The organism is Kribbella sp. NPDC048915 (genome assembly GCF_040649595.1).
In the GTDB taxonomy this organism is placed as follows: domain Bacteria; phylum Actinomycetota; class Actinomycetes; order Propionibacteriales; family Kribbellaceae; genus Kribbella.
Genome location: NZ_JBEZFT010000012.1, coordinates 109,194 through 121,299, shown reverse-complemented (window position 1 = coordinate 121,299; position 12,106 = coordinate 109,194). Strand labels below are relative to the sequence as shown.

The 12,106-nt window shown below is 68.4% G+C and carries 10 protein-coding genes; 7 read left to right on the top strand and 3 right to left on the bottom strand.

What is annotated here, in order from left to right; genetic code table 11:
* The first annotated feature begins 295 nt into the window (after positions 1-295).
* Positions 296-613 carry a hypothetical protein gene (locus AB0B82_RS09770; RefSeq protein ID WP_360164588.1) on the top strand — a complete coding sequence of 106 codons (318 nt, stop codon included), beginning with the start codon at positions 296-298 and terminating at the stop codon, positions 611-613.
* 25 nt (positions 614-638) lie between these two features.
* On the opposite strand, the gene AB0B82_RS09765 is transcribed toward AB0B82_RS09770, so the two are convergent.
* Entirely contained in the window at positions 639-2,135 is a 1,497-nt protein-coding gene (locus tag AB0B82_RS09765) for a leucyl aminopeptidase (RefSeq protein WP_360164586.1), read from the bottom strand.
* A 98-nt stretch (positions 2,136-2,233) separates the two neighbouring features.
* On the opposite strand from AB0B82_RS09765, the gene gcvT reads away from it, so the two are divergent.
* The 6 genes from gcvT to AB0B82_RS09735 all read left to right on the top strand — a co-directional run bounded on the left by gcvT (position 2,234) and on the right by AB0B82_RS09735 (position 9,873).
* Complete coding sequence (gcvT, locus tag AB0B82_RS09760; RefSeq protein ID WP_360164584.1) at positions 2,234-3,334, top strand: glycine cleavage system aminomethyltransferase GcvT; 1,101 nt, start codon at positions 2,234-2,236, stop codon at positions 3,332-3,334.
* A 353-nt stretch (positions 3,335-3,687) separates the two neighbouring features.
* Complete coding sequence (locus AB0B82_RS09755; RefSeq protein ID WP_360164582.1) at positions 3,688-4,695, top strand: ABC transporter permease; 1,008 nt, start codon at positions 3,688-3,690, stop codon at positions 4,693-4,695.
* A 41-nt stretch (positions 4,696-4,736) separates the two neighbouring features.
* Positions 4,737-6,494, top strand: coding sequence for an ABC transporter substrate-binding protein (locus tag AB0B82_RS09750; RefSeq protein ID WP_360164580.1), 1,758 nt, complete (start codon positions 4,737-4,739; stop codon positions 6,492-6,494).
* A gap of 91 nt (positions 6,495-6,585) precedes the next feature.
* Complete coding sequence (locus tag AB0B82_RS09745; RefSeq protein WP_360164578.1) at positions 6,586-7,578, top strand: ABC transporter permease; 993 nt, start codon at positions 6,586-6,588, stop codon at positions 7,576-7,578.
* Positions 7,575-8,810 carry an ABC transporter ATP-binding protein gene (locus AB0B82_RS09740; protein ID WP_360164576.1) on the top strand — a complete coding sequence of 412 codons (1,236 nt, stop codon included), beginning with the start codon at positions 7,575-7,577 and terminating at the stop codon, positions 8,808-8,810. Before AB0B82_RS09745 ends, AB0B82_RS09740 begins: the two co-directional genes overlap by 4 nt.
* Before the next feature lie 19 nt (positions 8,811-8,829).
* Positions 8,830-9,873: a dipeptide ABC transporter ATP-binding protein gene (locus tag AB0B82_RS09735; protein ID WP_360164574.1), complete on the top strand. Its 1,044-nt coding sequence runs from the start codon at positions 8,830-8,832 to the stop codon at positions 9,871-9,873.
* 75 nt (positions 9,874-9,948) lie between these two features.
* Here AB0B82_RS09735 and AB0B82_RS09730 read toward each other — a convergent pair whose 3' ends face one another.
* Positions 9,949-11,208, bottom strand: coding sequence for a sugar ABC transporter permease (locus AB0B82_RS09730; RefSeq protein WP_360164572.1), 1,260 nt, complete (start codon positions 11,206-11,208; stop codon positions 9,949-9,951).
* Positions 11,205-12,011 (bottom strand): ATP-binding cassette domain-containing protein, encoded by an 807-nt coding sequence (locus AB0B82_RS09725; RefSeq protein WP_360164570.1) that lies wholly within the window; start codon positions 12,009-12,011, stop codon positions 11,205-11,207. Before AB0B82_RS09725 ends, AB0B82_RS09730 begins: the two co-directional genes overlap by 4 nt.
* Positions 12,012-12,106 lie beyond the last annotated feature (95 nt).

Here is a 12,106-nt window from a genome sequence, read left to right as displayed (position 1 = left end):
CCACCAACGCCACCGACAACCCCAGCGTCGCAGCCCGCAAACCAGCGGCATACCCACCGCTGCCACCACCCAGAATCACCAGGTCGAACGTCGTAGGGGTCTCAGTCACAGGTTCCTCCGTGGGTCCGGTCCAGAACGGGCCGGCCCCGGATCGCGGTTCCGGCCCGGCGTCATCTTGTCACCGATCGGGCCCGGATCAACCCTCGGACCGGCCGGGGCGCGCGGACCGGAATGCGGACGCAACCGTTATCCAGGATTTCGGCCGCGACTTGCACAAATAGTGGACACTTACGTCATGAAGTGGTTCGGTCGCCGGCAGAAGGCCGGAACGATGCGCCGGGCGGACTCCCCGGACCAGGCGCACCTGCTGGAGTTCGCGCAGACCCGCCAGGGAGTGGAGGGATTTGTCGAGCCGCGGACCGCGGTGACCGACTACACCCTGCTCCTGGTCGCGGTGGACGGCGAGTGGACCCGGCGCCGGGTCCCGTCGGTCAAATGGGCGCACGACTTCGCCAACCGGCTCGGTATCCCGTCGTACGACGCGGCCGTCGTCGGGTACCCGCCGCGGATGCGCGAGTACAACGCGCGGATGAAGAACAGCGGCGGGGCCTGACCGAACGGCAGGCCCCGCACGAAGCTCAGCTCGCCGAGGCGGCGAGTTCCACCAGGGTGCGGACCGCATACCCGGTCCCGCCGGTCGGCGTGTAGCCGGACGGACCGCCGTCGTTGAAGGCCGGCCCGGCCACGTCGAGGTGCACCCAGTCGATGCCGTCAGCAACGAAATCGCCGAGGAAGGCGGCCGCCGCGAGCGCGCCGCCCCAGGCCTCGCCGGTGATGTTCGCGAGGTCGGCGACCTTCGAGTGCGACTTCAGCTTGTCCAGCATCTCGGACGGGATCGGCAGCGGCCACATCGACTCGCCCGCGGCGACCGCGGCGTCGACGACCCGGTCGCGGGCGCTGTCGGTGTTGCCGAACGCGCCGGCCACCTTGGTGCCGAGGGCAACGACGCAGGCGCCGGTCAGGGTGGCCACGTCGACGATCAGGTCGGGCTTGTCCTCGCCCGCCCGGACCAGTGCGTCACCGAGGACCAGGCGGCCTTCGGCGTCGGTGTTCAGGACCTCGACGGTCTTGCCGCCGTACATGGTGAGCACGTCGGACGGCCGGGCCGCGGACCCGGACGGCATGTTCTCGGCCATCGCGGCGTACGTCGTGACCTGGACCGGCAGCCCGAGCCGCGCGATCGCGATCGTCGCGCCGATCACCGCGGCGGCGCCGGCCATGTCGGACTTCATGCTGACCATGCCGGACGACGTCTTCAGCGACAGGCCGCCGGAGTCGAACGTGATGCCCTTGCCGACGAACGCCAGGTGGGTGACCGGCTTGCGCGGCGTGTAGGTCATCCGGACCAGCCGCGGCGGGTTGGCCGAGCCCTGGCCGACGCCGAGGATGCCGCCGTACCCGCCCTTGGCGAGCGCCTTCTCGTCGAGCACCTCGACCTTCAGGCCGTGCTCCTTGCCGAGCTTGACCGCGTCCGCCGCGAACTCGGCCGGGTGCAGGTCCGACGGCGGGGTGTTGACCCAGTCACGCACCTGCGCGACGGCCTCGGCGGTCACCTGGGCGCGCTCGAGCGCGGTCTTGGCGTCCTTGTTCCGGGCCAGGTCGGTGAGCACGATCAGGTTGCCCGGTGCGTCGTTGTTGCCGTCGGACGACTTGTACGCCGTGAACGCGTAGCGGCCGAGCAGTGCGCCTTCGGCGACCGCGCGGACGCACTCCGCGTCCGGCGTCGGCAGCGCGAAGGCGACCGACTGTGCGGTCTTGGCCGCGCGGACGCCGGTGCCCGCCGCGGCCCGCAGGTCTTCGGTCTTGAGGGCGCCGTCGGGCGCCGCGCCGAGACCGACCGCGATCAGCGTGGCCGACTTGCCCGGCTTCGGCCCGGGCACCTTGGTGACCTCGCCGGTCTTGCCGGTGGCGCCGAGGTCGGACAGCACCTCCACCAGCTTCCCGCCGTACGCGGCGTTCAGCGACTCGGTGCCGGCCGGCAGGGTGACGCCGCCGCCGAGTTTGACCACGCCGATGACCACGGCGTCGCTCTTGACGCCGGCGGCATCGGACTTGCTCAGGGTGATGGTGGTCACGAAATCCTCAGTCCTCCTTGACCGGCGGGCAGACGGGCCGGTCGTCACGGTACGTGCGTGCTGCCTGAGCATGCTACGCGTCCGGTAAGTTCCGCTGCATGACTGAGTCGCCGGTTTTGAAGAAGTCCCCGCTGCACGAGCGTCACATCGCGCTCGGTGCCAAGTTCGCCGAGTTCGGCGGCTGGGAGATGCCCCTGGAGTACTCCGGTGTCGTGGCCGAGCACACCGCCGTCCGGACGTCGGTCGGCGTCTTCGACGTCAGCCATCTGGGCAAGGCGACGGTCAAGGGTCCGGGTGCGGCCGCCTCTGTGAACGCTTGTCTCACCAACGACCTGAACAAGATCGCTCCGGGCCAGGCGCAGTACACGCTGTGCTGCAACGAGCACGGGGGTGTGGTCGACGATCTGATCGCGTATCTGCACGCCGACGACGACGTGTTCCTGATCCCGAACGCGGCGAACACCGCCGAGGTGGTCCGGCTGCTCCAGGCCGAGGCCCCGGACGGCGTTGAGGTGACCAACGTCCACGACGACTACGCGATCCTCGCGGTGCAGGGTGCGAACAGCGACGAGGTGGTGTCCGCGATCGGTCTGCCGACCGGACACGACTACATGTCCTTCGCGACGGCCGACGTCGACGGTACGCCGGTGGTCGTGTGCCGGACCGGGTACACGGGCGAGCGCGGCTACGAACTCGTCGTACCGAACGCTGCCGCCGTGGCGGTCTTCGACGCGCTGCTGAGCGCCGGTGAGGAGTACGGCATCGTGCCGGCCGGACTGGGCGCCCGGGACACGCTGCGCACCGAGATGGGCTACCCGCTGCACGGCCAGGACATCTCGCCCGCCATCACGCCGGTCCAGGCGCGGTCGGGCTGGGCGGTCGGCTGGAAGAAGGAGCACTTCTGGGGCGACGCGGCGCTGCGCGCCGAGAAGGAACGCGGGCCGGCGCGGATCCTGCGTGGCCTGCTCGCCGTCGGGCGCGGTATCCCGCGGCCGCACATGTCCGTGCTGTCGGAATCCGGTACGGCGCTGGGTGAGGTCACGTCCGGGACCTTCTCGCCGACGTTGAAGAAGGGCATCGCGCTGGCGCTGCTCGACGCGTCGGTGAAAGAAGGCGACGAAGTGGCCGTCGACATTCGCGGGCGCAAGGAAACCTTCGCGGTCGTCAAACCGCCCTTCGTGACGGTCCACGTGCGCTGAATTCGTTCCGCGACCGAACGAAGCGAATCGTCACACTGCGTAAGAACCTGGCACAAATTGGCCACTGTCGGTATTGTGCCGCCGCGTTTCGCGTACGAATATGTGCGGACGGTGACAAAACGGGGCAAATATTCCGGCGGAGTGGCTGTTCCGGTAACGATTTGTGCACTGGTGCCGACCTTCGCTGGTTTGCCGTCACAGCGTCAGGCAGGCTAGCGCGCGGTTGTGCGGACGGCGCCTGTCAAGCGGATTTGACGCGAGCCCGCACCAGCGCCCAAGGTCGGCACGCAAATCCCTGACGCGTGCCGGATCCGCGGACCGATTTCCGGCCGATTGAACTTGACGGAGTGCGAATGAGTATTGGGTCGCCCGACTCGACCGTAGGGGTCGAAGAACACCCGGCGTCGGCAGAGCCGGCCCGTACGGCCGCCACTCCGCACGGGAAGTCGCCGAGCCGGATCGCGTTCGACCGGCTGCGGAAGGACCGGGTCGCGGTGATCTGCGCGGCGATCGTGCTGTTCTTCATCCTGGTCGCGGTGCTGGCGCCGTTGCTGACCAAGCTCGAGGGTCAGACCTTCGGCGCCTTCCACACCGACCTCGTCGACGAGTACGGCTACCCGACGATCAGCGTCAACGCCGAGCACTGGTTCGGCGTCGAGCCGAAGACCGGCCGGGACAACTTCGCCCGCTGGGTGTACGGCGCCCGCCCGTCGCTGATCATCGCGTTCCTGGCCACCGTCGTCGGCACCACCGTCGGCGTCGTGATGGGTCTGCTGGCCGGCTTCCTCGGCGGCTGGGTCGACCGGGTGATCTCCTGGCTGATCGACTTCGTGCTGAGCCTGCCGTACCTGCTCTTCGCGATCGCGATCGTGCCGATCGTCGAGTCGATGCGCGGCGGCTCGTTCAACCTGACCCCGGAGGAGCAGGCCGACATCAGGTTCTACGTCCTGATCTTCGTGCTTGCGTTCTTCGGCTGGGCCGGTCTGGCCCGGATCATCCGCGGCGAGGTGCTCTCGCTGCGCGAACGCGAGTTCGTGCTCGCGGCCAAGGCGATCGGCGTACCGACCCGGCAGGTGCTGTTCAAGGAACTGCTGCCCAACCTGGTCGCCCCGATCGTGATCTCCGCCTCGCTGTCGCTGCCCGCGTACGTGACCGCGGAGGCCGGACTGTCCTTCCTGGGCGTCGGACTGGTCGAACCGAAGCCCTCGTGGGGGCAGACGATCGCCGTCGCCACCAACTGGTTCAAGGCCGACCCGCTCTACCTCTGGCTGCCGGTCGTCGGGATCACCGCCCTGGTGCTCGCGCTGGCCCTGCTCGGAGACGCCATCCGGGACGCCTTCGACCCCAAGACTCGCCGGTAGTGCGGCGATTGCCCCTGCGGCAGAAAAGGAGAAACCCGAACATGCAGTGGAAACGGATAACCGCGGTCGCGGCGACGGTCATGCTGGCCGCCGTGGCCTGTGGCACCCCGTCCTCGAACAGCGGCAACAACGAAGGTGGCAACAACGTAGGGGGCGCCCAGGAGAAGGCTACTGACCCCACTGCGAAGGGCCCGGCGCCGGAGGTCGAGGGGGCGAAGAAGGGCGGCACCATCACCGTCCTGTCCGACGTGACCCCGGACACCTTCGACCCGACCGCCACCTACTACACCGACGGCAACCAGATCGAGAAGCTGTTCTACCGGTCGCTGACGCAGTACCGGCTGGACGGCCCCGATCACAAGCCGGTCCTGGTTCCGGACCTCGCCGAGGACCTCGGCACCAAGTCCGAGGACGGCCTGACCTGGACGTTCAAGCTGAAGCAGGGCATCAAGTACCACGACGGCACGCCGGTCAAGGCCGAGGACTTCGCGTACGCGATCAAGCGGTCCTTCGCGCACGACCTGTACGACGCCGGACCGACGTACCAGCAGCAGTTCTTCCTGGACGGCGAGACCTACAAGGGTCCGTACGGCACCGGCGGTGACAACTACAAGGGTGTCGAGACGCCGAACGACCACACGCTGGTCATCCACCTGGCGAAGAAGTTCGACGACCTGCCCTTCTACGCGGCGTTCCCGATGTTCACGCCGATCCCGAAGGCCAAGGACACCCAGAAGAACTACGAGCAGCGCCCGATGGCGACCGGCCCGTACATGGTCCAGTCGTACACCCCGGGCAGCCAGCTCAAGCTGGTGAAGAACCCGAACTGGGACCCGAACACCGACCCGGTGCGGCACCAGTACGTGGACGGCTGGGACTTCAAGTTCGCCCAGGACACGCTGAAGGTGCAGCGCCAGGTGCTGGCCAGCTCCGGCCCGGACGCCAACGCGGTGAACTACTCGAACCTCGACGTCTCGCTGCTGCCCGAGGTCAAGGACCAGGCGCAGCTCGTCAAGGGCCCGTCGCCGTGCACCATCCTCTACACGATGGACAGCCGCAAGATCCCGCTGGAGATCCGCAAGCTGGTCGCGAAGGCGCACCCGACCGAGGGCTGGCGCAAGGTGGCCGGTCTGAACCCGACTGACGACCCGCCCGCGTCGACGATCCTGCCGCCGGCCGTGCCGGGCTACGAGAAGTACGCGATCCCCGGCCTGGACGGCACCGGTAAGGGCGCCGAGGACCCGGCGATCGCCAAGGAGGTCAAGGACGAGCTGACCAAGCTCGGCAAGCTGAACTTCGAGCTGAGCTGGTACTACTCGATCGACGACCCGATCTCGACCCGCACCACGCAGTTCCGCAAGCAGCAGTTCGAGGCGGCCGGCTTCAAGGTCAAGGCCATCGGTGTCCCGAAGGCCAAGATCCGTACCTTCACCGGTGACCAGAACGCTCCGGTGAACATCGGCAAGACCCCGACCGGTTGGTGCTCCGACTGGCCGTCCGGCACCAGCTGGTACCCGGTGCTGTTCAAGTCCGACGCGATCGGCCTGGGCAACAGCGTCGGCCAGCTGCAGGACAAGGCGCTCGACGCGAAGATCGACGCGATCACCGCGAAGACGCCGGACGAGCAGCTGAAGGAATGGATGACGCTGGACAAGGACATCCTGGAGAACTACCTCCCGGCCATCCCGCTGTACTACAGCTCCAGCAACATGCCGATCGGCAAGAACATCGGGCACGCGATCAACGACCCGACACAGGGCCTCTTCGAGTTCACCTCGATGTTCCTGAAGCAGCCCTGATCTGTTCTGAAGAAGTACTGATCCACTGAACGGTGGCGTGGTGTCCGGACCGAGGTCCGGGCGCCACGCCGCTCGGTGAGGAGACAATCCCGTGCTCTACTTCGTGGCGCGCCGGTTGGTGAGCGCGCTCAGTGTCGTGCTGGCAACGCTGATCGCGACCTTCGCGTTGTTCTTCATCGCGCCGACCGACCCCGCCGGTGCGATCTGCGGCGAGCGCAACTGCACCCAGCAGCGCTACGACGAGATCCGGTCGAACCTGCACCTCGACCGGCCGAAGGTGCAGCAGTTCGCCGAGTACGCGGGCGGCATCTTCACCGGCCGTGACTTCACCACCGCCGGTGTCACGCAGCACTGCGCGGCGCCGTGCCTGGGCTTCTCGTTCAAGAACGACCGCCCGGTCACCGAGATGATCAAGGACCGGTTCCCGGTCACCTTGTCACTCGTGCTCGGGTACGCCGTCCTGGTTCTGACGATCGGTGTGTTCGTCGGATCGATGGCGGCGAAGAGACGCGGAACGGTCGGCGACCGGGTCCTGATGACCAGCACGCTGGTGGTCAGCTCGGTGCCCTACTACATCGTGGCGCTGATGGTCGCGCTGTACCTGACCGTGCTCTATCCGATCCTGCCCCGCGGCGGCTGGACGCCACCGACGGACAATCCGGCGAAATGGGCGGCAGGTCTGCTGACACCGTGGCTGGTGCTCGGCGTCTACAGCTGTACGTCGTACGCCAGATACTCGCGCGGCTCGATGGTCGAGACGCTGAGCGAGGACTACATCCGGACCGCCCGCGCCAAGGGCCTGTCCGACCGGGTGGTCACCTACAAGCACGCGCTCCGCTCCGGGTTGATCCCGGTCGTCACGATCTTCGGTCTGGACGTGGCCGGCAGCCTCGGCGGCGCGATCTTCACCGAGCGGATCTTCGACCTCCCCGGCCTCGGCGTCCTGGTGCTGGACAGTCTGAACAGTTACGACCTTCCCGTGATCATGGGCACCGTGCTGGTCGCCTCGGTGATCATCGTCGCGATGAACTTCCTGGTGGACATCGGCTACAGCCTGATCGACCCGCGGGTGAGGCTGTCGTGAGCACACCCCAGGACAGCACACCACAGGACAGCACACCCCAGGACTCCACCGCGCAGGACGTCACCGCCCAGGACTCCACCGCGCAGGACGTCACCCCTCAGAACATCCCAGCGGACGACCGGAAGGACGGCATGGCCGACAGCACAGCCAAGCGGGGCCCCTCGGTCGCCACTCGCGAACGCCGGCAGGGCGCGATCAACCCGAGCGGCGAGACGCCGTACCTGGTGGTCGAGAACCTGGCTGTGCAGTTCCCGACCGCCGACGGGCTGGTCAGCGCGGTGAACGGCCTGAGCTACTCGGTGCCGCTCGGCCGGACGCTGGCGATCGTCGGCGAGTCCGGCTCCGGCAAGTCGGTGTCGAGCATGGCCGTGATGGGCCTGCACGACCGCAAGCGGACCCGGATCTCCGGCTCGATCAAGCTCGGCGGCGACGAGCTGATCGGGCTCAGCGAGAACGACCTGATGAAGATCCGCGGTGACGCGGTCTCGATGGTCTTCCAGGACCCGCAGTCCTCGCTGCACCCGCTGTACACGATCGGCAACCAGCTGGTCGAGGCGTACCGGGTGCACCACGACGTCTCCAAGGACGCCGCGAAGAAGCGCGCGCTGGAGATGCTCGACCTGGTCGGGATCCCGAACCCGCCGCGACGCTTCGGCCAGTACCCGCACGAGTTCTCCGGCGGTATGCGGCAGCGCGCGATGATCGCGATGAGCCTGATCAACGACCCGAAGCTGGTGATCGCCGACGAGCCGACCACCGCGCTCGACGTCACCGTGCAGGCACAGATCCTGGACCTGCTGAACAACCTGCAGAAGGAGTTCGGCTCCGCGATCGTGCTGATCACCCACGACCTCGGGGTGGTCGCCGAGATGGCCGACGACGTCCTGGTGATGTACGCCGGGCGCTGCGTCGAGTACGGCACCGCCGAGGACGTGCTGGCGAACCCACGGATGCCCTACACCTGGGGTCTGCTCGAGTCCATCCCGACCGTGTCGACGGCGAACGAGAAGCTGCGCCCGATCACCGGTCTGCCGCCGAGCCTGCTGAACCTTCCCGGCGGCTGCTCGTTCAACCCGCGGTGCCCGTACAAGGACCGCGTCCAGGGCGAGCTCTGCACCACCCAACTGCCGGAACTGCTGCCGGTCGACGGCGCCGGTGCGCACACGTCCCGTTGTCACCTGCACGACAAGGCCTCGATCTACGAGACCGAAGTCGCGCCGAGACTGGGCTGACGAGGGGGACCGAGGAGCCATGAGCGAAACCACCAGCGAAACCACCCGCGACACCCTGCTGCAGGTCCGCGACCTGAAGATGCACTTCCCGATCAAGGAGGCGGCCGGTCTCGGCCGCACCAAGAAGGTCGTGCAGGCCGTCGACGGTGTCACGTTCGACCTGAAGGCGGGCCAGAGCCTGGGCCTGGTCGGCGAGTCCGGCTGCGGCAAGTCGACCACCGGCCGGATGATCACCCGGCTGTTGACCCCGACGTCGGGGCAGATCCTGTTCAAGGGCACCGACATCGCGCAGCTCAAGGAGCGGGACCTGCGCCCGTTCCGCCGCCAGCTGCAGATCGTCTTCCAGGACCCGTACAGCTCGCTGAACCCGCGGCAGACGGTCAGCAACATCATCAGTACGCCGCTGCGCGTCCACAACCTGGTGCCGAAGGGCAAGGAGCTCGGCCGCGTCCAGGAGTTGCTGGAGCGGGTCGGTCTGAACCCCGAGCACCACAACCGGTACCCGAACGAGTTCTCCGGCGGTCAGCGGCAGCGGATCGGGATCGCCCGGGCGCTCGCCGTCGAGCCCGAGGTGATCATCGCCGACGAGCCGGTGTCCGCCCTGGACGTGTCGATCCAGGCGCAGGTGATGAACCTGCTCGAGGACCTGCGCCAGGACCTCGGCATCGCGTTCGTGTTCATCGCGCACGACCTCGGCGTGGTCCGGCACTTCTGTGACCAGGTCGCGGTGATGTACCTGGGCAAGATCGTCGAGCAGGGCAGCCGGGACCAGATCTACAACGCGCCGCAGCACCCGTACACGCAGGCGCTGCTGTCCGCGGCGCCGGACCTGGGCACGATCCGCGGCGTCCCGCCGAAGGAGCGGATCCGGCTGGTCGGCGACGTCCCCTCGCCGATCGATCCGCCGAGCGGGTGCCGGTTCCGGACCCGGTGCTGGAAGGCGGAGGACATCTGCGCCGGCCAGGAGCCGCTGCTGGAGATCAAGCCGCAGTCCAGCGTCGGCCACACCGCCGCGTGCCACTTCGCGGAGCCGAAGGCGGATCTGACCGCCGCCACCGCTTAGCCCAGACCGCGTTACCGAGACCGAGAAAGCCCCCCGTCAACGGCGACGGGGGGCTTTCTTGTGGTTGCCGGTCAGTTAAGCGCGCCCGTGCGCCTGGCGGCTGCGGCGGCTGAGCGAGTCGATGGTGACCGCGATCAGCAGCACGCCGGCGGTGACGATGTAGCGCACGTTCGAGTCCAGGCTGAGCAGTGCCAGTCCGTTCGAGATCGACATGATCACCAGCGCGCCGAGCAGGGCGGAGTACGCCGAACCGCGGCCGCCGAAGAGGCTGGTGCCGCCGATGACGGCCGCCGCGATCGCGTTCAGGTTGGTGTCCGTACCGCCGCTGGCCTGACCGACCGCGACCAGCCGCGCCGCGGCCAGGATGCCGCCGACGGCCGCGAACGTGGAGCACGCCGCGAACACCGTCAGGTAGATCGCGCGCACGTTGATACCGGCGCGGCGGGCGGCCTCGACGCTGCCGCCGACGGCGAACACCGAGCGGCCCCAGCGGGTACGGCGCAGCGCGATGTCGGTGACCACGACGAGCGCGAGGAACAGCAGGAACATCGACGAGACCCCGCGGTCGCCGTTCAGCACCGCGACCGGGATCAGCAGTACGACCGCGAGTCCGGCGGCTTTGATCACGATCATCGAGGTCGGCGCCGCGGACAGGCCGGCCGCCGCGCGGGTCGTCCGGCTCTGCAACCGGCTGAGCGTGTAGGCGACCACGACGAGTCCCACCACGGCGTACGCCAGCGCGGGGGAGAGGAAGCTCCGGGTCGCGAATCCGACCAGCGCGGAGTCGTACGGCAGGTTGATCGTGCCGTCCTTGCCCAGGACCAGGAGCTGCAGCCCGAGGAACCCGAGCAGACCGGCGAGCGTGATCACGAAGCTCGGGACCCCGAACCGGGTGTAGAGCAGGCCGTAGAACAATCCGATCGCCACGCCGAGCGCGACACCGGCCAGCAGCGACACCAGGAGCGGCCAGCCTTGGTTCACGAACGTGACTCCGACGAGCGCCGCCGCGACACCGCTGACCGAACCCACCGAGAGATCGATCTCGCCCAGCAGCAGCACCAGGACGATGCCGAGGGCAATCACTCCGACCGACGTGGTCTGCAGCGTCAGGTTCACCAGGTTCCGGCTGGACAGGAACGAGCTGTTGGCGATCTGGAAGACCGCCCAGATGACCACCAGGCCGATCACCACCGGCACCGAACCCAGGTCACCGGAGCGCAGCCGGGCGGTGAACGCCGAGACGGCGCCGCTGACGCCGTGGCTTGCGATCAGCCGCTCGTCCTGCAGATCGGCCGGCAGGTCGGCCGGCAACTGGGCTGAGTCGTGCGCGGTCATGATTCCTCCACGCTCCGGCGCGCGGCGCGCTCGGAGACGGCGTTGTCGGTCGCGCCGGTGATCGCGGCGACGATGTCCTGCGTCTTGGTCTCGCTGACCACGAAGACCCCGTTGTTGCGGCCGAGCCGCAGTACGGCGACCCGGTCCGCGACCGCCATCACGTCGGCCATGTTGTGGCTGATCAGGATGACCGCCAGGCCGCGTTCGCGGAGCCGCTCGACCAGGTTGAGCACCTCGGCGGTCTGCGCCACGCCGAGCGCCGCGGTCGGCTCGTCCAGCATCACGACCTTAGGCCTGCCGAGCAGGCTGCGGGCGATCGCGACGGTCTGCCGCTGGCCGCCGGACAGGCTGGCCACCGGGATCCGCACCGACGGGATCTTCGCCGACAGCTGGCGCAGCAGCTCCCAGGACTGCCGCTCCATCTCGACCTCGTCCAGCATGCGGCTGGTGCCGGTGCGCAGTTCGCGGCCGAGGTACAGGTTCGCGACGACGTCCAGGTTGTCGCACAGCGCCAGGTCCTGGAACACGGTGGCGATACCGAGCTGCTGCGCCTCGGCCGGGCTGGACACCCGGACCGCGCGGCCGTCGAAGACCATCGTGCCGTCGTCGGCGGTGTAGACGCCCGCGATGGTCTTGACCAGCGTCGACTTGCCGGCGCCGTTGTCGCCGACCAGCGCCAGCACCTCACCGGCCCGGACGTCCAGTTCGATGTTCTTCAGCGCCTGCACGGCGCCGAAACGCTTGGAGATCCCCTGCAGCCGCAGCACCGTTCCGGCGCCGACGTCCAGGGGAGCGGGGGGCACTGCTACTCGATCGGTCACTCGCTCAGCCTCCAGGCTCGAGGTGTCTGTCCAAGCATGCGCCCCCGCACCTCACTGCGGGGGCGCATGCGACTGCG